This window comes from Gammaproteobacteria bacterium (assembly GCA_040183005.1).
Taxonomy (GTDB): Bacteria; Pseudomonadota; Gammaproteobacteria.
The window spans coordinates 78594-103786 of the sequence record JAMPIW010000009.1 but is presented as its reverse complement, the minus strand read 5'-3'; the positions used below and the strand labels follow the sequence as shown (position 1 = coordinate 103786).

At 56.6% G+C, this 25193-nt stretch carries 24 protein-coding genes; 16 read left to right on the top strand and 8 right to left on the bottom strand.

Annotated features, from left to right (window positions below):
• The first annotated feature begins 7 nt into the window (after positions 1-7).
• The 4 genes from holA (at position 8) to M3A44_15540 (ending at position 3238) form a co-directional block, all read left to right on the top strand.
• Positions 8-1036, top strand: coding sequence for a DNA polymerase III subunit delta (holA, locus tag M3A44_15555; GenBank protein MEQ6343016.1), 1029 nt, complete (start codon positions 8-10; stop codon positions 1034-1036).
• A 25-nt stretch (positions 1037-1061) separates the two neighbouring features.
• Positions 1062-2321: a glutamate-5-semialdehyde dehydrogenase gene (locus tag M3A44_15550; protein ID MEQ6343015.1), complete on the top strand. Its 1260-nt coding sequence runs from the start codon at positions 1062-1064 to the stop codon at positions 2319-2321.
• Positions 2322-2399: 78 nt separating this feature from the next.
• Positions 2400-3026, top strand: coding sequence for a nicotinate-nucleotide adenylyltransferase (gene nadD, locus M3A44_15545; protein ID MEQ6343014.1), 627 nt, complete (start codon positions 2400-2402; stop codon positions 3024-3026).
• Positions 3026-3238 carry a hypothetical protein gene (locus M3A44_15540; protein MEQ6343013.1) on the top strand — a complete coding sequence of 71 codons (213 nt, stop codon included), beginning with the start codon at positions 3026-3028 and terminating at the stop codon, positions 3236-3238. Before nadD ends, M3A44_15540 begins: the two co-directional genes overlap by 1 nt.
• Positions 3239-3741: 503 nt before the next feature.
• Here M3A44_15540 and M3A44_15535 read toward each other — a convergent pair.
• Positions 3742-4098 (bottom strand): hypothetical protein, encoded by a 357-nt coding sequence (locus M3A44_15535; protein MEQ6343012.1) that lies wholly within the window; start codon positions 4096-4098, stop codon positions 3742-3744.
• Positions 4076-4951 carry a hypothetical protein gene (locus tag M3A44_15530; protein MEQ6343011.1) on the bottom strand — a complete coding sequence of 292 codons (876 nt, stop codon included), beginning with the start codon at positions 4949-4951 and terminating at the stop codon, positions 4076-4078. The genes M3A44_15535 and M3A44_15530 overlap by 23 nt, the downstream gene beginning before the upstream one ends.
• Before the next feature lie 523 nt (positions 4952-5474).
• Here M3A44_15530 and M3A44_15525 point away from each other — a divergent pair.
• The gene (locus tag M3A44_15525) at positions 5475-6221 is read left to right on the top strand and encodes a TIGR04255 family protein (protein MEQ6343010.1); all 747 of its coding nucleotides are present in this window, start codon (positions 5475-5477) and stop codon (positions 6219-6221) included.
• On the top strand, positions 6214-6543 hold the full coding sequence (locus M3A44_15520; protein MEQ6343009.1) for a hypothetical protein: 330 nt from the start codon (positions 6214-6216) through the stop codon (positions 6541-6543). Before M3A44_15525 ends, M3A44_15520 begins: the two co-directional genes overlap by 8 nt.
• 189 nt (positions 6544-6732) lie before the next feature.
• Here M3A44_15520 and M3A44_15515 read toward each other — a convergent pair whose 3' ends face one another.
• Positions 6733-8184 carry an IS66 family transposase gene (locus tag M3A44_15515; protein MEQ6343008.1) on the bottom strand — a complete coding sequence of 484 codons (1452 nt, stop codon included), beginning with the start codon at positions 8182-8184 and terminating at the stop codon, positions 6733-6735.
• A gap of 343 nt (positions 8185-8527) precedes the next feature.
• Between M3A44_15515 and M3A44_15510 the strand changes: the two genes are divergently transcribed.
• Positions 8528-8860, top strand: coding sequence for a hypothetical protein (locus tag M3A44_15510; protein ID MEQ6343007.1), 333 nt, complete (start codon positions 8528-8530; stop codon positions 8858-8860).
• Positions 8861-9204: 344 nt separating this feature from the next.
• On the opposite strand, the gene M3A44_15505 is transcribed toward M3A44_15510, so the two are convergent.
• Positions 9205-9399 carry a (2Fe-2S)-binding protein gene (locus tag M3A44_15505; GenBank protein ID MEQ6343006.1) on the bottom strand — a complete coding sequence of 65 codons (195 nt, stop codon included), beginning with the start codon at positions 9397-9399 and terminating at the stop codon, positions 9205-9207.
• Between the two features lie 162 nt (positions 9400-9561).
• Between M3A44_15505 and M3A44_15500 the strand changes: the two genes are divergently transcribed.
• Complete coding sequence (locus tag M3A44_15500; GenBank protein MEQ6343005.1) at positions 9562-10068, top strand: GNAT family N-acetyltransferase; 507 nt, start codon at positions 9562-9564, stop codon at positions 10066-10068.
• Between the two features lie 203 nt (positions 10069-10271).
• Here the strand turns inward: M3A44_15500 and M3A44_15495 are convergent, their stop codons facing one another.
• From M3A44_15495 to M3A44_15485, 3 genes are all read right to left on the bottom strand, one after another.
• Positions 10272-11474, bottom strand: coding sequence for an ABC transporter permease (locus M3A44_15495; protein MEQ6343004.1), 1203 nt, complete (start codon positions 11472-11474; stop codon positions 10272-10274).
• 5 nt (positions 11475-11479) lie between these two features.
• A complete protein-coding gene (locus tag M3A44_15490) occupies positions 11480-12193 on the bottom strand; it encodes an ABC transporter ATP-binding protein (GenBank protein ID MEQ6343003.1) in 714 nt (237 codons plus the stop codon).
• A 206-nt stretch (positions 12194-12399) separates the two neighbouring features.
• Entirely contained in the window at positions 12400-13626 is a 1227-nt protein-coding gene (locus M3A44_15485; protein MEQ6343002.1) for an efflux RND transporter periplasmic adaptor subunit, read from the bottom strand.
• Between the two features lie 80 nt (positions 13627-13706).
• On the opposite strand from M3A44_15485, the gene mazG reads away from it, so the two are divergent.
• Positions 13707-14504: a nucleoside triphosphate pyrophosphohydrolase gene (mazG, locus tag M3A44_15480; protein MEQ6343001.1), complete on the top strand. Its 798-nt coding sequence runs from the start codon at positions 13707-13709 to the stop codon at positions 14502-14504.
• A gap of 64 nt (positions 14505-14568) precedes the next feature.
• On the opposite strand, the gene rtcA is transcribed toward mazG, so the two are convergent.
• The gene (rtcA, locus tag M3A44_15475) at positions 14569-15606 is read right to left on the bottom strand and encodes an RNA 3'-terminal phosphate cyclase (GenBank protein MEQ6343000.1); all 1038 of its coding nucleotides are present in this window, start codon (positions 15604-15606) and stop codon (positions 14569-14571) included.
• Between the two features lie 188 nt (positions 15607-15794).
• Here rtcA and M3A44_15470 point away from each other — a divergent pair, with 188 nt between their 5' ends.
• The 7 genes from M3A44_15470 (at position 15795) to coaE (ending at position 25054) form a co-directional block, all read left to right on the top strand.
• Positions 15795-16820: a diguanylate cyclase gene (locus M3A44_15470; protein ID MEQ6342999.1), complete on the top strand. Its 1026-nt coding sequence runs from the start codon at positions 15795-15797 to the stop codon at positions 16818-16820.
• Positions 16792-19395, top strand: a complete 2604-nt coding sequence (locus M3A44_15465) for a S8 family serine peptidase (protein MEQ6342998.1) — start codon at positions 16792-16794, stop codon at positions 19393-19395. The genes M3A44_15470 and M3A44_15465 overlap by 29 nt, the downstream gene beginning before the upstream one ends.
• Before the next feature lie 481 nt (positions 19396-19876).
• Entirely contained in the window at positions 19877-20305 is a 429-nt protein-coding gene (locus M3A44_15460) for a prepilin-type N-terminal cleavage/methylation domain-containing protein (protein MEQ6342997.1), read from the top strand.
• A 211-nt stretch (positions 20306-20516) separates the two neighbouring features.
• Entirely contained in the window at positions 20517-22241 is a 1725-nt protein-coding gene (pilB, locus tag M3A44_15455) for a type IV-A pilus assembly ATPase PilB (GenBank protein ID MEQ6342996.1), read from the top strand.
• Between the two features lie 5 nt (positions 22242-22246).
• Positions 22247-23479 (top strand): type II secretion system F family protein, encoded by a 1233-nt coding sequence (locus M3A44_15450; GenBank protein ID MEQ6342995.1) that lies wholly within the window; start codon positions 22247-22249, stop codon positions 23477-23479.
• A gap of 52 nt (positions 23480-23531) precedes the next feature.
• Entirely contained in the window at positions 23532-24419 is an 888-nt protein-coding gene (locus M3A44_15445) for an A24 family peptidase (protein MEQ6342994.1), read from the top strand.
• A 35-nt stretch (positions 24420-24454) separates the two neighbouring features.
• Positions 24455-25054, top strand: a complete 600-nt coding sequence (gene coaE / locus M3A44_15440; protein ID MEQ6342993.1) for a dephospho-CoA kinase — start codon at positions 24455-24457, stop codon at positions 25052-25054.
• Positions 25055-25193: the final 139 nt, after the last annotated feature.

Here is a 25193-nt window from a genome sequence, read left to right as displayed (position 1 = left end):
CAAAAAAATGAAACTTAAACCCGACCAACTGAAATCCCATCTCGCCAAAGGCCTGATGCCTGTCTACTTAGTCAGCGGCGATGAGCCACTGCAAGTGGGCGAGGCGTGCGACGTGATTCGTGCCCGTGCCCGTGAACTGGGTTATGGCGGGCGCGAGGTGATGTATGTCGAAACGGGTTTTGACTGGGGCATTCTGCGCGCCGCAGCCAACAGCTTGTCGCTGTTCAGTGAGCGGCGCATTATTGAGCTGCGCATGCCCGGCGGCAAACCGGGAGATGCGGGCAGCAAGGCGCTGATCGAATACGCGCAACGTCCCGCCGATGATGCTGTGCTGCTGGTCACCACCGGCAAGCTCGACAAGGCGGTGCTGGCCAGCAAATGGTGCGGTGGGCTGGACAAGGGTGGCGTTGTCATCCAGGTGTGGCCGGTGGAGGGGCGGCAACTGACCGGCTGGATCGCCCAGCGCATGCGCGGCAAGGGCATGGAGCCCAGCGCTGACGCCGTGGCGGCGTTGGCGGAGCGGGTGGAGGGCAATCAACTGGCCGCCGCGCAGGAAATCGAAAAGCTGTTTCTATTGCACGGCGCCGGACGCATCGACGACGCTGCCGTGACCGACGCCGTGGTCGATAGCGCGCGTTTTGATGTCTATGATCTGGTGGACACGGCGCTGGCCGGAGACGCAACACGCGCCACGCGCATCCTCACCGGCCTGCGAGGCGAGGGCGTCGATCCAGTGCTGGTGCTGTGGGCGCTGGTGCGCGAGATTCGCGGGCTGGCGGGCATGGCGTATGAGGTGCAAACAGGCGCTTCCATGGATCAGGCGATGGCGGCGCACAGGGTATGGGATGCGCGCAAGCCATTGATCAAACAAGGCCTGCAACGCCACAAAGTGGCGCGGTGGCAAGCACTGCTGCGCACAGCTTCGCGCATCGACCGCGTCATCAAGGGTGCGGCGGCGGGCAATGCGTGGGATGAGTTGTTAGAATTGACGTTATCAATGGCCGGTGTGCGATTTTGCAAGGCGCAGGCGGTATGACCGTAGCAAACACGAGGTGGATTACATGACGGACATCAAAGAATACATGCACGGCGTAGGGTTGCGCGCCAAGGCTGCGGCACGCGCGCTGGGGCGGGCGGAGACCGGCGCAAAGAACGCGGCGTTGCAGGCCATGGCCGACGCGTTGCAGGAAAGCGCCACCACCTTGATCGCAGCCAACGCCAAAGACTTGCAGACCGGCAAGGAAAGTGGCCTGGATGCAGCGATGCTCGACCGGCTGACACTCAATGAACCACGCATCGCCTTGATGGCCGAAGGATTGCGCCAGATCGCCGCGCTGGCGGACCCTGTCGGCGAGATCACCGGCCTCAAGTACCAGCCCTCCGGCATCCAGGTGGGGCATATGCGCGTGCCGCTGGGCGTGATCGGTATCATCTATGAATCGCGCCCCAACGTCACCGCCGACTCCGCCGGGCTGTGCCTGAAATCCGGCAACGCCGCCATCCTGCGCGGTGGCTCCGAGGCCATCCATTCCAACAAGGCTATCGCCACCTGCATTCAGATTGGTTTGAGCCGTGCCGGGTTGCCCGCCGACGCCGTGCAGGTTATCGACACCATCGACCGCGCCGCGGTGGGCGAGCTGATCCGTATGAAGGAATATGTGGACGTGATCGTGCCGCGCGGTGGTAAGGGCCTGATCGAACGTATCTCCGCCGAGGCTAAGGTGCCGGTGATCAAGCATCTGGATGGCATTTGCCACGTCTACATCGACGATAAGGCGGATTACGACAAGGCCGTCAAGGTCGCCTACAACGCCAAGACCCAGCGCTATGGCACCTGCAACACCATGGAGACATTATTGGTGGCAGAAGGCATCGCCGCGCATGTCCTGCCAGAGCTGGGGCGGATGTATCGTGAGGCAGGTGTCGAGCTGCGCGGCTGCGCGCGCACCCGTGACATTCTGCCGGATAGCAAGGTCGCCACGGAAGAAGACTGGAAAACCGAGTACCTTGCGCCGATTCTATCGATCCGCGTGGTGGCGGGCCTGGATGAAGCGATAGATCACATCCAGACCTACAGCTCCGCCCACACCGATTCCATCGTCACCGAGGATTTCACCCGCGCGCGACGCTTCCTGCGTGAAGTTGACTCCGGTTCGGTGATGGTGAACGCCTCCACCCGACTGGCCGACGGCTTCGAGTATGGACTGGGCGCCGAGATCGGCATCAGCAACGACAAGCTGCACGTGCGTGGCCCCGTAGGCTTGGAAGGGTTGACCAGCCAGAAATTCGTCGTGCTGGGGGATGGGCATGTCAGAAAGTAGGAGGCGGGGGGCGGGGGGCACAGGACGGGGCAGTCATTTTCATTTATTAACCCCTGACCTCTCGTCCTCGATCCCTGCATGATCGGCATCTTCGGCGGCACCTTCGACCCCATCCACATCGGCCATTTGCGTCCGGTACTGGAAGTCCTCCAGGATCTGGCGCTGGATGAAGTGCGGCTCATCCCCTGCCACGTCCCGCCCCATCGCCCCGCACCGGTGGCCAGTACTATGCAGCGCCTGGCCATGCTGGAAGCAGCGATTCAGGGCGAGTCCGGCCTGCGCGTCGATGACCGCGAACTGCGCCGCACCGGGCCGTCCTACACCGTGGATACGCTCACCTCACTGCGCGCCGAACTCGGCAGCGCGCCGCTGTGCCTGCTGCTGGGCATGGATGCCTTCACGGGCCTGAACACCTGGCACCGCTGGCGCGAACTCATCCAGCTTGCTCATCTGATCGTCATGCGCCGCCCCGGCTCGCTGCCACCCGCACAGGGTGAAGTTGCCGCACTGCTTGCCGAGCGCTGCACTGACAATACCGCCCTATTGCACTCATGCCCGGCAGGACATATCCTGCTTAAGGAAGTTACGCAATTGGACATCTCCGCCACCCGTATCCGCACGCTGGCAAAAGAAGGCAAAAGCGCGCGCTATTTACTGCCGGACGGCGTATGGGACATGATAAAAAAAGAAAGGATCTACTCGTAGTGTCGACTTTCAATCGTGTCACATCGGCGCGTTCGCTGCGCCGGATTTTCTTTGTCGCGCTGATTTTTCAAAACACACCGATAGCTGCCGCAGAACCCAAGCTGCTCTTGGGTGCCGGGGCAGTAAACGTGCTGGACAAGAACCCCGCCGCCTGGGGCGCCATCGAGTATCGCCCTGGCGCACGGTTCCATGGCATTGGCTCTCATGGATAGCCCTTGAGGGTTCAGAGCGCCAGCAGTTCGCGGGCATCGGTGCCCTATTCGACATCCCTCTCGGTGCACGCTGGTTCGTCACACCGAGCTTCGGCCCCGGCGTCTATTTCAAGTCACACGACGGCGTTGATCTCGGTAGCTCCATCGAATTTCGCTCCACCTTTGAAGTATCCTTCCGGCTAAAAAACAACAGTCGCCTCGGCGCCAGCTTCGGCCATATTTCAAATGGAAACCTGAGCGGCAACAACCCCGGCACTGAGGTGGCGAAACTCTTGTATCAAATGCCGCTCTGAGAACCTGTTCACGATCTCGATCAAGGGATGCAGTGCATACCCCTAAAGGGCACAATGAGGCAAAATCGCACGAAAAAGCGGAGCATACGCGCAGTATGTGAGCATTTTGAGTGCGATTTTCCTCGGTACCCCCTTGAGGGGTAAACGCCGCAATGCGCCCTTCAGCGAGATCGTGAACAGGTTCTGAGTGCTCAGCGCCCGGATTGATGTCTACTGCTCCGGCGTCCACGGCGGCAAGCTCTTCGCAGGGGCAGACGTGAGTAAGACTTTCTCGAACCGCCGGCCTGGGTCACGGCGCACCTCAACGCTATCGCCGCGGCTTCGCGATACAGCATCACCATAGACCAGCCACTGATCACCGCCTGGGGCACGCAACGTACAACCGCCGTATCCAAGCGCTTTGGGCCTGCTCAGCTCGCCAAGGTATGGCTCAAGATCGTCCCATATCTGCTGGAGCTGCACAGCGCACGTTTCTTCAATCTGCCACGATGGATTGCGACGTCCTGTATAAACCAGAGCGGTCGCAATCCATCTTTTGCCCTCATCACCTGATCTTGATGTGTCCATGCATAACCAACATGAAGCCGCAGAACTGCGTGTAGGGACCGCGATCCGCTGTCCGTGGATCAGGGATGATGTGGCCGCTGTTGTCCAGATTGGTGACCGGCGTCCCGCCCGGCTTGTGTGACCATCGCATATTGGGTCCTAGCCGATACCAGTGGAAATCCCAGCCGGGCGCGATTACTAGCGCGACGAGGTGACCCACTTTGGGACAGGCAATTTTCTTGATCTTCTGCGGGATAAGCTCATCCTTTTGGGCCGCCCCCCAGACGTCCGGACAGGTCAAGGCGGCATACATGGCTCCGGCTGCGAGACCGGGCTGCGCGAACGTGTCTGTGCGATAGTTGGTGGCATAATTGTAGCAATTGTTATTCCATTGCCGCACTCCGCCATCATTCCACCACGCCGGCTCGTAGATGGGTGCACACGGACATTTCTTCAAAATCGGCCACTTCTCCTTCGACGGCACGTATGCCGCCTCCAGACTCCGGTAGCGCTCAAGCTCCTTGGAAAGATATGTTTCGAAACCCTTGCCAACCTTCAGCGCCTGGATGCGCTGTTTATCGGCAAAGATGAAATCTTCGAATTCTTCATCGCCAACGCGGTGTGCGATATTCTCGCCCAGCAATTTGCCATTCAGCAGGCGAAACTGTTTTGGAAGTTTTTTTGAACCGGCACCCACCTGTTCTATCAACAAACCGCGATAACCAAGCGTATCGGCAGGTGCTCGTTGCTCGGCTCTTTTGAGCGCCCGAGAGGGAAGTAATCGTTGCAGCGCTGCGCGACTATCTGCATCGTCAAGCTCGATGACCGGATTGGGGCGACCGCTGAAAATGTCGATTGTTATTCGAAGTTTCATATCCTATCTCCTTATTGGTGGCTTATTTGCGCTCTGTCCTTATTCCACGCCGCTCCAACCCCCCCCAAAAACAGGGATTAGAAAACTCACACTCGGGCGTCCTCCATAACATAGAGCAGGTTGACGGCTTGTGCAACATACTGGGGATGCCCAATTAGCGTTATATCTAACACTATGGGCGTTGGTGGTTGTGCCAGCGGTTTATTCGTTGACGGAGGGTGGTTTGCCGCGGCTGCGTGGGTGGGGTGCGAGGGTTATGTCGAAGGGATTGGGTTAGCGATAGCTTAACCCAACAGCGGTGGTTCAAGCTCATTTACCAAAGGCTAATGAGGGAGTAGTATTGCTCGATGTTAATCTGTACCGGTCAGTTGGATTGTTAGGGGTCAACAAGCAGCTAGATACAAGCAGATGCGGTTGTGGATAATTTTCAAAAACTCAACAAGTTAGGAATCGCTGTGATATTGACAAGGCCATTTTATGTTGATTGCCCCACATCTATGAAGATACTAATTGCTACGGTATCATGATGAAATTACCTACAAAGTTGAAGAAAGAACCGTTAATTGACGCCGTTTTCGAGCTGAGATTCACGAGTGTAGTTCCCGCATCAAGTATTTTGCCGGGGATATTGTTTTCCCAACTGAACGGAGACAAATCTATTGAGCGCCTTGGGGCGGCGGACTTGCCAAAACAGGTTCGTGATGCCGACCCTAATTTGCAATATGCCCCAATAATACGGATTAACTGGGGATCTTTTCTCATTTTCATTAGTGATCGTAGTGTTGCCGTAGCTTGCAAGCTGCCCTATGTTGGTTGGAGTGCATTCAAGCCCGCGATAATTGAAGTTGTTCGATTGTTGAAAGATGTCGGAATCATAAAGTCAGTTCAACGGTATGCGCTAAAATACGTGGATCTCCTCCCCGCCTTGGATGCTAAAGATCAAGTTTCTTTACTTAATATTGAGATTTCATTAGGGAATCACAAATTGGAAAAAGAAATATTCCAAGTGCGTGTTGAAATTCCAAAAGATGGTTTCACTCATGCGGTCCAGGTAGCTTCATCTGCAGAAGCTACCATGCTTGATGGGGTGAAAAAGGAGGGCATTATCGTTGATATTGACACTGCCAAGAATATCGACAACGAAGGTCTGGATGGATTTTTGGAGAACTTGCCATATAAGCTCGATGCAATTCATGCTACAAATAAAGCAATGTTCTTTGATTGCCTAAAACCAGAAACAATCATTGCGCTGGAGCCTGTATATGACTAACTATCACATCAAGAACTCTTCCATGACGCTTGGCAGTATCTCAATTGCTGGCATTCTCGCTACACAGTTATTAGCTCTGCCATCAGACGAATTTCAAAAATTATCCCTTGCGCCTAACAATGCAAATTATGTTACGCCTGCCAATTCGCATACATTCGGTCAGTATGCCAACATATTCACAGGGGAATTTGATCGTGAGTCGAGCCAGCTTGAAGTATCTGTCTCCCTTTTTTATGCAAAATTGCTTGCACACCAAGAGCCTTTAGGTAAAGAGTTTGAGGAGGCTTTATACGACAATCTTTGGGATCTTTACGCGCGATGATTAAAAGACCATGAGCTTTACTGCTGAGGAGTTTAAAACACAGATTCCTTACTATCTGACCCAAGATCAGAAAGACGGTTTGGTCAAGGCTTTGAATGAGTTCCCTAGTTGCAATTACTACAGCACGCTATATCCAGCCGATGTGTTGCAGGGTGATGGATGGACGAGTATTCAGATCTTACGTTGTAACTACTCACCCCCGATTAAGTTGACCTCACCCGCGAGAGCCATTTGAATCGCAATAAGAGGATTATGTCCCTTGTTGGCCATAGTTTGCAGATAGCTTGATATTCGGCAATAAGCCTGAGCATAAATCTCTGAGCGGAAACAGCCTGAGACCTTTTGCTTCACCTTGGACATTCTCAAATCACGCTCGGCCCGATTATTGGTGAAGGAGACATGCGGGTTTTTGGCGAACAGCAGGACGGATGCCTCATGTTTTTGCAATCGCTCCAGCAGATTGTGCGCATCTGACTTGGCGAGTTTGCCGCGTTTGCCGCTGGGCTTTTGGGGAATAGGTGGAAGCTCTTTTTCGCCACGGGTGAGAATCGTGCGGTAGCGCTTTTGCAACCGCGCCAGCGCTTCATCGGTCAATCTCTTTTCCGTGCTTCTGGAGACGGTGGCGCAGCTCTCCTGTAAAAGGCGTTTCATGTGGCGCGCCCAGGCGTAGTCATTGGCGTCAACAATGAACGTCAATTCGCGCAGCAGATGCGAGCCGCACAGGCCGTGAGAGCAGTGATCATAGGACAAGTAGGATGACCAACAGTCATGGATAATGGCGCCACCGTAGCGCGGAATAATATCAATCGACGAAATCGCTGCCGTGCCCCGTTTTCGATGTAAAAACTTGAGGGTGATCTCCCCTGCGGAGTACACGTGTATCCAATGGTTTTGCTTATCCACCCGCAAGGAGGTCTCATCCACATGCATAGAGGGTGCTTTCAGCAGCTGTGCGGTGGCGTGCTGCTCCCACCGCTCCAAGGCACGATGAAGCCGCAGCACAAAAGCCAGAAGAGTGGCTTCAGAGATCACAACACCGATCATGGAGGTCAGCAGCGTTTGCGCGCGATTGATCGCGACCATCTGAGACACCAGTAAATTGATGACAAAGGCCTTTAAGCCATCGCCGTATTGCAACGGGCCGTGCATATCCGCCGGGAACTTCCCTTTGACCGTCGCATCGCAGACCGGGCACTGCTTGACCTCGGCATCCACATGCTCAACGACTTTCTCAAAAACAATATCGATCTTCGTCCGTCTTTCATGGTGACTACAGGGCGTATTATCCAGATCTTCGCCACATACATCGCAGAGGCGGACTCTAGAAAGAGTCACACTCTCTTTGACGCGCGTGTTTTTCAGCAGGGCGCCGTTTTCGTTTTTCCCCTTACCCTGGCTCCCCGGATGACTCAACGAGGAGTCGTCCTTTTCCGTTTGGGAGGAGGGCTTGCTGGAGTTGCGGCTGTCTTTCTTGGTTATTCTTTCCAGAAAAATGGAGAGCATCAGCTCCATCATCATGAACATGCTATTCATAAGCACCTGAGTTTCGCGAGGCACTTTACCGTCGCAACTGAGCTGCTCAAAATCCGCTTTCAACCGGCTGACTTCGTTTCTGACCGAGGTTTTGTCTAGGCTTGCCATTAATAAGGGGGGCTATACGTTTGGAATAGCCAAAGGATAACATGGCATTTTTCGACCCCCTGATAACGGTCAGATCAGGCTGAAATGGTTTTTTCGACTTGAAATGGCAAGGCGGCTCATTGAAGAGATCAAAGCCCCTGCCAGCGGCAATAGAGAATAGATTTTACACCGAGATAAGGAAGTGGTTTTTTCGATAGAAAAAACCTGTCAAGAGATTTTTAAGTTATTTTTCGTGTGAAGGGAGTGAGTAGTTACCTTACGTTTTAATGATGGTGCGCGTGACAGTATCAAGGGTATTCTCCTATCCAATAGTTGTGATATAGATCCCGGCAATGCACGTGTCTTGCCACCCAAAATCACTTTTGCTCCGCTAGTTCGCCTCAAAGATTACACAAACGTCCTGCAAGGCAAAGGGATGGCGCCGCAAAAGATTGAAGATCTATTAAACAGTATTCGTGCACAACGTAGTACTTCAATTTTTTACTTGCCGAAGGGTGGGGCGCTAGATGATGAGCATATAGCCCTCCTGGACGATTTGCACACAATCCCTTCCCCAGTTTTTATGCAGGACAAACACCGTGCCAAGCTCTTTACGTTGAGCCAGGTAGGTTTTTATATGTTCCTGATGAAGCTTTCTATCCATTTTTGCCGATTTCACGAAAACTTGGCAAGATAATCAAGTATGTGGTAAGCAGGCGGGCCAACGATGCGGTTCACTGCGTTTACCACATCTTACAAATTGTTACCCCATCCCACCGGACGATTAAAGGGGGCACCCATTAGTCGCCCCCTGTCAAGCGAGCAAGCAATTCCATGGCGGCATCAGCCGCCCATCAGGATCAAGCGATCAGCGGTAATACTGCTTTTGCCCTGGCGGCCTAGCCGCCCGTGACATGAGGTTCAGAGCCCTTTAATCGCGTCCACTTTTTGCCCCAAGCGCAGGCATTGCCACCTCATTGTCACCTTCACGGTGATTACGGTGGCTTCGCGCTCGCTACGACTCCCAAGTCTGGCCGTTTATTAGGCGGCGATATCCTGGTCGCCCGCGATTTCGGCAAGGGCGTGGTTGAGACAGGTTCGTGCGCAGGTTGCGCAGCGTCCGCATTGGGTGGCCACCTTCAGTTCGTCGCGCAGCTCGCGCATAGTGCAGACGCCTTGCTCCGCGGCATTCTGGATATCGCTCTCGGTCACGGCATGGCAAAGACAAATATACATGATCAATCACCCGGTGTAATAACCTGATGTTATTTATAAATGCAAATGAGAATGATTGTCAATCATTTTTTGCTCGCGGGTCAGCGGAAAGTAAGTTGACAAGTGCTTGCGGATATAGTATGGATTACTGGGGCAGCGGTGTTCACCACACGGAGGTGTTACATGGGCAGCAGATTTTTAGTTGTGCACGACAGGAATGGCGTGGACTGGGCGCGCCTGGCCGAAATATTTGAAAAAGCACCGTTTGCCAAGAGAGATCCGCCTGATATACAACGGGCGTTTGAGAACAGCTATGTTTCGTGCTTTGCCTATGACGATATCCAGCTGATCGGCGCAGCCCGCGCGACCTCGGACGGGGTGTATTACGCTACCGTATTTGATGTTGTGGTAGCCATAGAGTATCAGGGCATGGGGGTTGGCAGCGTGTTGATGGAGGCGCTTCTGGCGAAGCTTCCCTTTGGCAAGGTTTACCTTACGGCCCCGCCCGACAAGCAGAGATTTTATAGAAAGTTCGGGTTTTACAAGCACAATACTGCTATGGGGCGATATGCCGACCCTGAGCAGGCCTTTGAGTATGGAGTCTTGTCACGCTGGGAGCATGCGGCTTCGCGGTATTTCTGGTGGTCAAAACCGTCTTATGAGCCGCGCCCTGAAAAAAAGCAGGACTGAGGATTTGCTCTAATCTTCCTTGGGGCTTTGTCCTTGCGTAGGCTTTTGTCCCGCATTTTTTTATCTTTTTTGATCTTGAGTCTGATCGCGAAATAGATCACAAATACCGCCAGAAAACCCGCTACCCACATAATCTCAATGCCCAGCAGTACGCCGAACAGGTGTGGCTCAAGCCAATCTCGCATTGGAGTATTCCTCCCGTGTTATTCGTATCTTAACGCCTCAATGGGATTAAGCCGCGCCGCTTTCATGGCAGGGTAAATGCCGAAGAAGGCGCCGACAAAAAAGGCAAAGGTGAAGGCCAGCGCCACCGACCAGGCACTCACATCGACGGGCAGTACCGGGAAGGCAGCCTTGGCGCCGTAGGCGACGCCGGCGCCGAACAGGATACCGATGATGCCGCCGATTACCGAGAGCGTTACGGACTCGATGACGAACTGCAGCAGGATGTCGCGTTGCGAGGCGCCGATGGCCTTGCGCAGGCCGATCTCTCGGGTGCGTTCGCGCACCGATACCAGCATGATGTTCATGATGCCGATGCCGCCGACCAGCAGCGAGATGCTGGCGATGCCGCCCAGGACATAGGTGAAGGTGGTCAGGATGGTCTGCATGGTGGAGAGCATGGCCTGTTGACTGATGATGGTGAAGTCTTCTTCGCCTGCGTGGCGCTGGATCATGATGGCCTTGATTTGCTCCTTGGCGCGCTCGACGGTGTTTTCGTTGATGGCCTGGGTGAGGATGTTGGTCAGGCCATCCTGGTCGAAGATTGCCTGGGCGGTCTCCACCGGAATGAAGACGTGATCGTCGATGTCCATGCCCAGCGTGACGCCTTTGCTTTCCATGATGCCGATGACGCGGAACTTGGTCTCGCCGATCTTGACGGTGCGTCCCAGAGGGTTGGCCTCGCCGAACAGCTCCTTCCTGACAGTGCGGCCGATCACCGCCACGCGGCGCTGCGCATCGACATCGGCCTTGGAGATGAACGAGCCGATTTCCGCATGCAGATTGCGTACCTGTTCAAAATTCTGGTCGGTGCCGATGATCTCGACATTGCGCAGGCGGTTTTGATATTTGACTGGGGCGTTGCTGACGACTACCGCGCTCAGGCCGTTAAGCAGGGTGGCGCGTTTTTCCAGCGCGCGTAGATCGGCGATAGTGATTTTTTGTATACCTGACGGCATGCGGCCCATGCCGGTAGTTTCGGTTTTGCCGGGGACGATGATCAGCAGGTTGGTGCCGATGCCCATCAATTCCTTGCGGATGTATGTCTGGGCGCCCTCGCCGATGGCGACCAGCATGATCACCGAGGCCACGCCGATGATGACACCGAGCATGGTCAGGAAGGCGCGTATCTTGTTGGCGAGCAAGGCGTCGAAGGCGATGCGCAGGTGCTCGAACGGATTCATGGCGCTTATGCTCCCGTCAGTTCCGTGATTGAATTCTGCTTGTCGGTGAGCATACGCCCATCGGCCAGTGTGAGCACGCGCCGCGCGTGTTGTGCCACCCGCGTATCGTGGGTGACGACCACCAGCGTCGTGCCCTCTGCATTGAGTTGCTCGAACAGCGAGATGATCTCCATGCCGGTCTTGCTGTCCAGGTTGCCGGTGGGTTCGTCGGCGAACAGCACTGCCGGATTATTGGCCAAGGCGCGGGCGATGGCCACGCGCTGCTGCATCCCTCCTGACAGTTCCGACGGATAATGGCCGGTGAACTCACCGAGGCCGACGCGGGCGAGCAGCGCCTTGGCCTTGTCGAGGCGTTCACGGCGGCCCAGTCCGTGGTAGACCATGGGCAATGCCACGTTCTCGGCGACGGTGTAGCGCCCCAACAAGTTGAATGACTGGAACACGAAGCCGAAAAAGCGGTTGCGGATGTGCGCCAGCTCCGTGTCGCTCTTGGCCGATATTTCTTCTCCTTCGAGGCGGTAATGGCCAGAGGTGGGCACATCCAGGCAGCCGAGGATGTTCAGCAGGGTGGATTTGCCGGAACCGGAGGCGCCGATTAAGGCGATATATTCGCCTCGGCGCACCTCGATGCTGATGCCCTTGAGCACCTCATAGCGGATCGCTCCCGTGACATACACTTTGGTGACATCGTTAAGCTGAATGAGGGGGGCGCCGGACATTTTTAATCTCTTCTTTGATGTTATGCGCCGTCCACGAAAAACACGAAAGGCACGAAAAAGCTCCATAGCACAATCCGTTCGACGGTTGCTTTCGGATAGCAGCTGAAGTTGACTAGCAAACCCAGGCGCATTGTTGCGCCAACAACCTTGCCCATGTTTTCGTGCCTTTCGTGTTTTTCGTGGATCACAAACCTGCTTATTGGGCGTTATTTCTGCCGCACGCGCACGCCGGGTTGTAACCCTTCCTGATCGAGCGAGGTGATGATCCGCTCGTTTTCGCTGAGTCCTTTGCGCACCTCAGTGGAATCCCAGTTTGACTGGCCGAGGGTGATGACGCGTTTGGCAACCTTGCCGCCCTCGATCACATAGACGTAGTGTTCCTTATCCTTGGACATGATCGTCTGGGCGGGGGCGTAGAGTATGTTCTTGAGCGTGTTCACAATGATTTCCACATCGGCGGACATGCCGGGGCGGAGGAAGGGGGGCGGATCGGTCAGGCGCAGCTTCACGGTGACGTTGCGGCTCTTGAGTTTTTCCACGGACACGCCAGGCGAAATCTCAAATAGGGTGGCGCTGAATTTTTTATCGGGCAGGGTATCGAATTTGATCTCGGCGGCTTGCCCGAGCCGTAACCGGCTAAGGTCTACTTCGTCCACCAGCGCCTTTACATAAAGCCCGCTCATGCGTGTGACGCGAGCCACTGGCGTGCCGGGCTGGACCAGCTCGCCTGCCTTGACAGGTATTTCCATGACCGTGCCGTTCATGGGTGTGCGGATCGTGGTGTAATCCAGGTTTAACTGTGCCACGCGCAACGAGGCTTCCTGCTGCTTGACATCGGCCTCCGCTGTCTTGACTTGCCGCTCCTGTACGCCTGCTTGCTGGAGGTTCGCCTGAGCGGTGTTGAGCGCAGCTCGCGCCACATCCAATTCGGCAGCACTGGTCTCCATCTCGCCGAGAGGGATCAGGCGTTTGTCGAAGAGCTGTTTTTTCTTGTCGTATTTCTGTGTTGCGTCGCCTAGCCGTGCCTTGGCCTCCGCCAGCGCTGCGGCGGTGCGCGCCTTATCCATTTGCAGCGCGATGTGCGCCGAGGCGAGGCGGGAGTGCGTCGCTTCCAGCGCTGAACGCGCCAGATTAAGCTTGGCCTGTGCCTGCTCCGCATCAAGGCGCATCAGGGTGTCGCCGGTCTTGACCACATTCCCTTCCTGCACCCGGACCTCGATCACCTGGGCTGCAATTTCAGCTTTCACAAGAGCTGTTGCGTCAGTATCCACCGTCCCAGTTTCCGTAGGGGTGACCGTGATCACCAGATCGCCCCGCTTGACGGGCGTTGTTTCCACGGTCATCTCCTGGCTTTGGCGATAATAGTAGGCCATCGCCCCGAGGATTAGCACGACGACGGTGGCGGCCAGGAGTTTCTTGCGGGATGGGGGCATGAAAAATGTTTTCCTCACGGCATTGGCTGATAATAGTAAACAATAGTCGCGGGCCTATTGCGATAAAAAATGAGGAGCGCATGAACAATATAGATCAACTTCTGGACATTATGGCACGGTTGCGTGATCCCAAGGATGGTTGCCCCTGGGATCGCGAGCAAACCTTCGCCAGCCTGGTGCCCCACACCATTGAAGAGGCCTACGAGGTGGCAGATGCGATTGCGCAGGGTGATACGGATGAGTTGTGTGCGGAGCTGGGTGATCTGCTGTTTCAGGTGGTGTTCTATGCCCAGGTGGCGAGCGAGGCTGGTCAGTTTGACTTTGATGACGTTGTCGCCGCGATTATCGGCAAGATCGTCCGCCGCCATCCACATGTCTTCGGCGAGGCGAAAATCGCATCCGCCGCCGATCAGTCACTGGCCTGGGAAGAGCACAAGGCTGGCGAGCGTGCCGAACGCGCCCGGGCCGAAGATCGGCCTGCCAGCATTCTTGATGGTGTAGCACGTGCCCTGCCCGGTCTGACACGCGCTGCAAAACTGCAAAACCGCGCAGCAACGGTCGGGTTCGATTGGCCGCATATTAACCAGGTTATGGAAAAACTCGAGGAAGAGACGGCGGAAATCCATGCCGAGATTGCACAAGGCGCTCCGCCCGAGCGCATGGAGGATGAGATCGGCGACTTGCTGTTCGTCGCCGTCAACCTCGCCCGTCACGCCAACATCGATGCCGAGGCCGCGCTACGTGTGGCCTGCTCCAAATTCGAACGGCGTTTCCGGCGGATCGAAGCATTGCTTGGGGAGCAAGGCAGAACGCCGCAGGAGGCTACGCTGGAGGAGATGGATGCGTTGTGGGATAGGGCGAAAGGGGAGGAGAGGTGACAGATTATTGGCGCCTCCATTTTCGCCTTGCCCTCGCGCCCTGATCGAATTTATAGAGGTACCCTTATGTGGCCGAGGGATAGACATCAACGCGTGTCAGCTCCCCCGCTGGCGTTACCACGAAGCGCACCGGCAGGAACTGTTCCAGCAGCCATATCGTGGTCTGCGCATGGGAGGAGAGGGTGCGGACAAGGAAGCGCGAGGGACCGTGCGCCATGGCCAGATAGATCAGCATCTGGTCCGCAGTGTGAATGTCCAGGGTTGCGCCACTCTGGATCTCGGCGCGCAGTGCCCGTCCTGCTTCCTCGCCTAGCCGTTCGGCGGGCACGCCGCGTTCGGCTACTGTTGCGGCACCCAATAGGGTATGGGCCGTCTTTGCCCACAGCACCACGGCCCCGCCTTGTCCAATGGCATCGTCCCGCCCCAGCCCCCGGCCTTCTATGTGTGCGTCAGGGAATCCCATGATTTCCTGCAGCGCCGCCTGTTTCATGCGCTCGACGATGTGGCCCGGCAGATTGGCGATGTGTGCGATGCCCCGGATCGCTTCGAGAGGGCCGGGTGTGTCCAGCACCAGTGGATGCAGGGCGGTCACTGGGAGTATCTCCGTCTCGATCTCCCCGCCGCCGCGCGGATAATAGCCGCGCCTGAGCACCATCACGCGGGTTTGCAGCCCCATGTGTGTCAGCAGGGCCAGTAATACATGGCACAGATAATCCAGAGGTGGTGCGGCCTTCACGTCGGTGCCGCCAGTCAGCCGCAGGTGAACCGTCTCACCGCAGGCCACTGCCGCTGGGAGCACAGCCTGCAGCACCAGGGTAAGACTTCCTGCCGTGCCTACGTCGAAGTGAAAGCTGCCGCCATGCAGCCGCCCGGGCCGGAAAGTCAGCTCCTGGGAACCCACTTGCAGGCCGTTCACCTGGGCGTCGCACAGCGCGGCTACCGCCCGCACGGCGGCCACATGCTGCGCGGCCAAGCCGGGATTGGCGCGTCTTGCGCGGACGTTGCGTATCAAGACCTCTGTCCCCGATATCGCAGCCAAGGCCACCGCCGTGCGGATCAACTGCCCACCGCCCTCACCGTGTGAACCGTCTATTTCGCGCATATGAACTTATCTACCGTTCTTTGCCATAGCAAGGCCCGCTGTTGTAATTTTTGTATCTTAAAGTGAAAATGGGTTGCTTCCCATGCGCTGACCGGCTGTGCATGTGATGCGTCAGATGCCGCGCGCGGGAGGCGAACCCAGCCTCATCGGTCTATACTTAGCACGTTTCTCAAGCGAGCCAGCCAGTTATGATCAACAACGATCTCTCCATCGTCGTGGTAGACGATATGCATCTTGGCCGCGAGGCCGTATGCGTCGCGCTTGCCAATAGCGGTTATCGCGATGTCCGTACGGCCAGCTCCGCCGGTGAGGCGCTGACACTGCTGGCGCATCGCCCCGCCGATGTCGTGCTGGCGGACTGGGTGATGCCTGAGATGGATGGCCTGGAACTCACCAATCACATCCGTCAGCAGGATGAGGCCGGCAACCACTATACCTCCGTCATCCTGTTTACCGCAAAGGAGGGCGTGGAGAATCTCGTGCTTGCCTTTGAGCGCGGTGTCGATGACTATCTGACAAAGCCCGTCGATGAACGGGAGCTCGCCGCGCGCCTCCATGCCGCCGGGCGCATTGCTGCGTTGCAGAATACGCTGTTTGAAACTGCCCAGAACCTGGCCGCTCACAACCTGCGTCTGGAAGAGTTGGCGACCACGGACCCGCTCACCGGTCTTGGCAACCGGCGTTATATGCGCACCCATCTGGAAGCGTTGATGCTGGAAACCGCCACGCGTGGCGGCGCCATTTACCTTGCTATCGCAGACATCGACCACTTCAAGGCCGTGAATGACAGCTATGGACATGCGGTGGGCGACGAGGTACTGGTGGCCGTCGCCAATCGTCTGCGCCGCGCAGTGCGCCCAACCGATGTTGTGGTGCGCATGGGTGGAGAGGAGTTTGCGGTGATCATGTATTGCGCGGATGCTAACCAATCCAACCCCGCGCTCTTTGAGCGTATCCTGCGCGCTATCGATCAGCGGCCAGTCAAAACCGCTGCGGGTAACCTTTCCGTCACTGCCTCACTCGGTGTCTGTTTCTATAGTGGTGCGGAGCAAGGGCCGCAGTCAGTGGAAGCCATCCTTGAATGCGCCGATACCAAGCTGTATCAGGCCAAAGAGGGGGGCGGAACCAGGTGGTGTATTGAGTTGGCGTTGAAGGCTGCACACCTGCTGGGGTATCGGAACTATTATGAAAATTTGGCGGCGATTTTTCTTTAGTGTGATAGTCGTCCTTGCCGCCGCGCAGAGCGGGTGTGGTGGGGGCGGTGGTGGTGGCACGCCTCCATCACCAGCGGAGAAAACCTATGCGATCAGCGGTGCGATCAGCGCTGCGGTGTATACGGCGATGGATAGCGATGTCAATGACCTCGCCGCACCGTATGCGCCGAATGACGATTTCGACCATGCCCAGCCAGTCGGCAATCCAGTGGCGATTGGGGGGTATGTCAATCAACCGAGGGCAGGGATGCCGGGTAGGTCGCAAATGCGGGGAGATGTCTCGGACTTCTACAAGGTTACACTCGCGGCTAATCAGATCATTACACTCAGCATTGGTGAGTCGAACCCTGCCGCAAACGATCTGGATGTCTATCTTTATAGCCAGAACGGAACCTTGGTGGATAGCACGGAAGATGTAACCAGGGTCGAGTCGATCAAAGTGGTTGTGCCGGGCACGTATTATGTCGAGGTTTTTGCCTATACCGGTGCCGCCTCCACCTATACCCTCACCATCGGCTTTAATTCGTCCCAGGCGGAAGCCTCCTCGCTGCGGCTGGGTAGCGATTTTGTGCCGGGCGAGATCATCGTGCGTTTCAAGGACGATGCGTCTGTTGCCAAAGGCGCGGCTGGTAGCGCCCAAGCGCTGGGCTTGGCAGCCAAAGCGGGTGCGGCGGGCCGACCCATACTGTTGGGTCTGGGCGATGTGCAGCAGCGCAGCCAGATGCGCCGGGCACTGGGGATATCCACCTCTGATGTGCCGCTCAATCAGGCACCTGCCAGCGAGCAAGTCCAACTCAAACGCGAGACAATCCAGGCCATCAAGGCCCTGCGCCGCCGCGCCGATGTCGCCTATGCCGAGCCCAACTACATCCGCACCGCCACTGCGATTCCCAACGATGAATCTTATTCCCGCCAGTGGCACTATCCGCTGATCAATCTGCCGCAGGCCTGGGATATCACCACCGGCAACAGCAACGTGATCGTTGCGGTGATCGATACCGGCGTGTTGCTCGGCCACCCAGACCTGCAAGGCCAGCTCGTCCCCGGCTACGATTTCATCAAAAATCCAACCAGTGCCCTGGACGGTGACGGCATCGACAGCGATCCCGCTGACCCCGGCGACCAGGGTCCGACGGGCAGCAGTTTTCACGGCACCCATGTGACGGGCACCATCGCCGCAGCCACCAATAATGGCAAGGGAGTGGCGGGGGTGGCGTGGGGCGCCAAGGCCATGCCGCTGCGCGCGCTCGGCAAACTGGGAGGTACCAGCTATGACATCCTCCAGGCGGTGCGTTACGCGGCGGGGTTAATCAATGATTCCGGCAAGGTTCCCGATCAGCGCGCGGACATCATCAACCTGAGCCTGGGCGGCAGCGGTTATTCCCAGGCTGAGCAGGATGTCTATACCAAGGCCCGTGCGCAGGGCGTGATCGTCGTGGCTGCCGCCGGCAACGAGGCGAGCAGCACCGCCTTCTATCCCGCCTCCTACACCGGTGTAATCTCGGTGAGCGCGGTGGATACCGCCAAGGGGCTGGCCTACTACTCCAACTATGGCGCGAATATCGACGTGGCCGCACCGGGTGGCGACAGCCGTAAAGATATCAACGGGGATGGATTTCCCGACGGTATTCTCAGTACGCGCGGCGATGATACGGGGGGTACTGTCCAATACACCTACAGCTTTCTGCAAGGCACCTCAATGGCCACACCACATGTGGCGGGTGTGATTGCCTTGATGAAGGCGGTGAATCCCGGATTGACGCCGGATATCGTTGATATGTTTCTGATACAGGGCGATATCACCCAGGATATCGGCGATTCGGGGCGTGATGATAAATACGGTCATGGGTTGATAGATGCGTACAAGGCGGTCTCGGCAGCCCAAAGTAGTGCACTCAAGCCAACACTGATTATCAGCCCCGCCACTCTCAACTTCGGCCTTGTATCCACAGAAATCGACCTTGCTGTCGGGAGCATCGGTGGCGCAGTCAGCGTAAATGCACCGACGGATGACGCCCCATGGTTGAGTGTCACGGAAAAATCCGTTGACCCCAGCACCAAGCTGGGTGTTTATACGGTGAAGGTAGACCGTAGCGGCCTCGCTATCGGCGCGTATGCTGCCACCCTCACCTTCACCTCCTCCGCGAATACCGTGGCGCTGCGTGTCACACTGCAGGTAGGCGGGCCAGGCGCCATCGCCAGCCCGGATGCCGGTTATCACTATGTGCTGCTGATCGACCCCGCTACTGGCAAAGTCATGAGGCAGGCTGCCGTTGGTGTCAATGCCAGCGGCCAGTACCGCTACAACCTCACTGGCGTTGTGGCGGGTACCTACCAGGTCATCGCCGGGTCGGACTCCAACAACAACCAGATCATCTGCGACCCCGGCGAAGCCTGTGGCGGCTATCTCACCCTGGAGCAACCCAAGCTGGTCACCCTCACCGACAGCGACCTCGGCGGCATTGACTTCACCACCGGCTTCGACACCAGCCTGCGCGCTGGCGCAGCTGTGCAGGCACGACAAGCCGGGCGGCTCCAGCCTCCTTTGGAGCCGGAGTCCGGTCGCCGGTTTTAGGATAAAGTGCAATGTGCAGGGTGCATGGGACGCGCACCCTGCATGATTTTGGAGTAACGGGGCGGCAAACTTCCTTGACTCAAAATAGGCATTGCACGAAACCACCAAAACATTATAATAACCATATTTACTGTATTGGCATTATTCGTCACTTTCTGACCCAAAACGGCATGATGTAGGCTGGGTCAAGCATAGAGGACCCACAAGCCGCATGTTGCTGGGTCCGCCGCTTTACGGATTGACCCCGCCAACATCGGCTTTTTTGTGACGCACATCACACTTTTGCATGGCCCGCACACTGATTTCGATTGTGTACGCACTTTCCGCCGAAAGTTGGCACGCCTCCTGCTTTATTCATGGCAAGGCGTCTGGCTTGAACCGCTCAGACACTGGAAGCGCAGCACACAAAAGGACTAGTGATTAAATCAGGACAGGCGCCACAGACTTTTACCCCAAACAAACGAGGATAAACACCATGAACATGAAGAAGGCACAACAAGGTTTTACACTGATCGAGTTGATGATCGTTGTAGCGATTATCGGCATCCTGGCGGCGATTGCGATTCCGGCATATCAGCAATATACGAAAAAAGCGAAATTCACTGAAGTGGTTCAGGCGACCCAAGCAGTCAAAACAGCTGTTGAGTTATGCGCCCAGGATCAGGGGGTTTCCCCGATAGCGGCTTGCGCTGGCAATACAAATGGCGTTCCAGCGGATCTTGCGGCGACGAATCCCACTAAATTTGTTGCTACTGTTGCTACCTCAGCGGCTGGGGTAATTACAGCAACAGCTCGTAGCGCTAATGGCCTAAGTGGTGAAACTTATATTCTAACCCCAGCTTTTAGTTCTGTAAATGGTGTTACATGGACTGCGACTGGCAGCTGCACTACCTCTCCTGCGATCTGCTAATAGCTGGCCTCGCTTAACTGTAACCTCTGCAGGGTGGGCATTGCCCACCCTGCTTTTTTATGGGCACCCCACAAGCAAGCCCAATCTCCCAGCACCCCGGCGATCCATTGATTACCTCCCCCGCCAAAGCAAATCCTTTCGCCAGCCACTAAAAAAATCCCCCCATCCGCCGATACAGGATATGCAATCCATTGAAGGACGTTAAAAGCATATGAGTGTGGCTGCATCCAGTATCAATATCGGCCTTAGCGGCCTAGCGCGCCGCCTGGTGCTCGACGGCCTGTTGAACGAAGACCAGGTATTCAAGGCCCAGGAGTATGCGACGAAAAACAAAATAGCGTTCGTCAGCCATCTGGTGCAAAGCAAATTGGCGGACAGCTACGCTATCGCCCAGGCGGGCTCCGTGGAGTTCGGCGTGCCGCTGTTCGATATCAACGTCATGGATATGGAGATGGCGGCGAGCAGCCTGGTGAGCGAAAAGCTGATCCGCGCGCATAACGCGCTGCCTCTGTTCAAGCGCGGCAATCGCCTGTTCGTTGCGGTGTCCGACCCCACCAATCTGGCGGGGCTGGATGAAATCAAGTTCCATGCCAGCGTCAATACCGAGACGGTACTGGTCGAGGAAGACAAGCTCGCCAAGGCAATCGAAAAGGTGTTGGAGGCGAAGGACTCTGCCATTACGGATATCGGTGATGCCGATCTCGATAATCTGGACATTACCAGCGAGGACGATAACGCGAGCAAGGACGCGGGCACCGGGCCGGACGTCGATGATGCGCCGGTGGTGCGCTTCATCAACAAGATTCTGCTCGATGCGATCAATAAGGGGGCGTCGGATATCCACTTCGAACCCTATGAAAAGGTTTATCGCATCCGCTACCGCCAGGACGGCATGCTGCACGAGGCCGCCAACCCGCCGGTTGCACTGGCCAATAAAATGTCCGCGCGCCTCAAGGTGATGTCGCGCCTGGATATCTCGGAACGCCGTGTGCCGCAGGACGGACGCATGAGGATGGTGCTCTCCAAGACCCGCGCCATCGACTTCCGCGTCAACACCTGCCCCACGCTGTTCGGCGAGAAGATCGTGCTGCGTATTCTCGACCCCTCCAGCGCCAAGCTGGGCATCGACGCGCTGGGCTATGAGCCGGAGCAAAAGGCGCTGTATATGAACGCGCTGCACATGCCCTACGGGATGATCCTGGTGACCGGCCCGACCGGTAGTGGTAAAACCGTGTCGCTGTATACCGGGCTAAACATACTTAACACGATGGACCGAAACATTTCCACCGCCGAAGACCCTGCGGAAATTAATCTGCCGGGCGTCAACCAGGTGAACGTCAACCCCAGGGTGGGGCTGACGTTCGCCGCCGCCTTGAAGGCGTTTTTGCGTCAGGATCCCGATGTCATCATGGTGGGTGAAATTCGCGACCTGGAGACGGCCGAGATTGCCATCAAGGCAGCGCAGACCGGCCACATGGTGCTGTCTACCCTGCATACCAACGATGCGCCGCAGACCCTGAGCCGTTTGCTCAACATGGGAGTAGCGCCGTTCAACATCGCCTCCGCAGTGTCGCTGATCATCGCTCAGCGTCTGGCGCGGCGTTTGTGCAGCCATTGCAAAAAACCTGTGGATCTCCCCCGTGAGGCCTTGCTCATGGAGGGTTTCACGGAGGCGGATCTGGATGAGGGTTTTACGATCTACGGCACGGTTGGCTGCGATCAGTGTAATGAGGGATATAAGGGGCGGGTTGGTATCTATCAGGTCATGCCGATTTCCGAGGCTATGGGCCGAATCATCATGGCGGGTGGTAACTCCATGCAGATTGCCGATCAGGCGAAGAAGGAGGGCATCCCGGACTTGCGCGCATCGGGGCTGAAAAAAATCAAGCAGGGCATGACCAGCCTTGCGGAAATCAATCGGGTAATTACGGTATAAAGATCATGGCGACGACAGCGATAAAGAAAGAAGCGAAGATGGATCTCTTCACCTGGGAAGGCACCGACAAGAAAGGTGCGAAGGTTACCGGCGAGGCGCGCAGTGGCAATGCCGGGTTGCTCAAGGCCGATTTGCGCCGCCAGGGGATCAACCCTCTCAAAGTGAACAAGAAGAGGCTCTCCGCCTTTGGTGCACGCAAAAAAAAGATCACTCCCAAGGATATCGCTATCTTCAGCCGCCAGATCGCCACCATGATGAGTTCCGGCGTACCGCTGGTGCAATCCTTTGAAATCATCGGGCGCGGCCATGATAATCCATCCATGCAGGATCTGATATTGAAGATCAAGGCCGACGTGGAAGGCGGAAACTCCTTCACCGAGGCCCTCGCCAAGCACCCGTACTATTTTGATTCCCTGTTCTGCAACCTGGTGCATGCCGGTGAACAGGCCGGTATTCTGGAGACTCTGCTGCACAAGATTGCCACCTACAAGGAAAAGATCGAGGCGATCAAGGGCAAGATCAAAAAGGCGCTGTTTTATCCTGCGGCTATCGTGGTGGTGGCGTTTATCATCACCGCCATTCTTATGATCTTCGTGATTCCCCAGTTTGAGGAATTGTTCAAGGGGTTTGGCGCGGAGCTGCCTGCCTTTACCAAATTCGTTGTCGAGCTTTCCAAGATCTTTCAGCAGTGGTGGTGGGCCATTTTCGGCGCCGCTGGTGGGGCGGTATATGGCATGATAGAGGCCAAAAAGCGCTCGCCGAAGGTCAATCAACTGATGGATCGGGCATTGCTCAAGATGCCCGTGCTCGGTGATATCGTCACCAAGGCGACGGTAGCGCGCTTTGCCCGCACCCTGTCCACCATGTTTGCCGCCGGTGTGCCACTGGTGGAGGCGATGACGACGGTGGCGGGCGCCTCCGGCAATATCGTCTATGAAAAGGCTACCCTCAAAATACGTGACGAGGTGGCCACCGGCATGTCGCTGCAAATGGCCATGCGCCAATGCGGGCTGTTTTCGAACATGGTGGTGCAGATGGTCGCCATCGGCGAAGAGGCCGGCTCGCTGGATGCCATGCTCGCCAAGATCGCCGACTTCTACGAGGAAGAGGTCGATAATGCAGTAGATGGCCTGAGCAGTCTGCTGGAGCCGATTATAATGGCGGTGCTAGGGGTGCTCGTCGGCGGCTTGGTGGTGGCGATGTATCTGCCGATCTTTAAGATGGGACAGGTTGTATAAGAGTCGTGATATTTTTTGCCTGCTGACGGCACACTGTTTACCCTGGATGGTTATGAATATTATTGATTATCTGCAAGCCAGCCCCACCGCCTTTATTGTTATAGCCTGCATTTTAGGCCTGCTCATCGGCAGCTTTCTGAATGTCGTGATACACCGCCTACCGATCATGATGGAGCGCCAGTGGCGTGCCGAGTGTGCGGAATTCCTCGGCGCTGGAGAGAGCGGAGCGAGGGGTACGCCACCCCAGGAACGTTTCGACCTGGCTGCACCGCGCTCGCGCTGCCCGCACTGCGGCCACGCCATTACCTCGCTGGAAAACATACCCGTGGTGAGCTATCTGCTGCTCCGGGGCAAGTGTTCGTCATGCGGCGCGCGCATTTCCGCGCGTTACCCGATAATTGAGGCCTTCACCGCCGTGCTTTCCGTCGCCGTGGCATGGCGGTTCGGTTTCGGATGGGCGGCGGGCGCGGCACTATTGCTGACATGGGCGCTGGTTGCACTGAGCGTTATTGACTTTGATCATCACCTGCTGCCTGACTCGATTACTTTACCCTTCCTGTGGGGCGGACTCGCCCTCAGCCTGTTCAACGTGTTTGCCAGCAGCTATGCCAGCATCATCGGCGCGATGGCCGGTTACCTTAGCCTGTGGTCGGTGTATATGGCTTTTAAACTGCTGACTGGGCGTGAAGGCATGGGGTATGGCGACTTCAAGCTCCTCGCCATGTTCGGCGCGTGGCTGGGCTGGCAGGCGCTGCCGGTAGTGATTCTGCTGTCTTCCCTGGTGGGGGCGGTGGTAGGCATCTCCCTGGTGCTGCTGCGCGGCCGCGACAAGAATTCCCCCATCCCCTTCGGCCCTTACCTCGCGGCGGCGGGATGGGTCACATTGATGTGGGGTGAGCAAATAATGCAGGCCTACCTGGGCATGGCAGGATTAGGATAAGCTATCGTTAAATTTGTACATGACTCCTGACCCTTATGCTCAAAATCGGCTTAACCGGCGGTATCGGTAGCGGCAAAACCACCGTGGCGGACAGCTTCGCCGCATTGGGTGTGCCGGTCATTGATGCCGACAAGATCGCCCACGAGCTGACAATCCCCGGGCAACCGGCGCTGCAGGACATCGTCAGCGCCTTTGGGTCGGATATCCTGCATGGCGACGGACAACTCGACCGGGCACGGCTGCGCGCCATCGTGTTCAATGACGCTGCGCGCCGCAAGCAGCTTGAGGCTATCCTGCACCCCCTGATCCGTGCCGAGATGCGTCGGCGCATCGCCTACATTGAAGCCAGCGCCACTCCTTACTGCATTCTCTCCATTCCCCTGCTGCTGGAAACCGGGCAAACCGAACTGGTGGACCGCATTCTGGTGGTGGACACCCCCGAAGATCTGCAATACCAGCGCGTGAGAGTGCGCAATGGCCTACCGGACGCAGAAATCGCCGCGATTATCCATGCCCAAGTCAGTAGAGAGCAGCGCCTGGCGGCTGCGGACGACATCATCGTCAATGATGATGGGCTTGAAGAACTGCACCAGCACGTCCTGGAGCTACACCAGTGCTATCTAAAACATTCCTGAAAATCGCGCGGTTAAAGGCCCGGTTCCGGCTGCCGAATGTCGCCTTGCAGCGACTTCCTCATAATTTTTTTACGCTATCATTCTTAATGTTTTACACTCTCTGTTTATTTATTCAAATTATCAGGTATAGTGCCTAAGC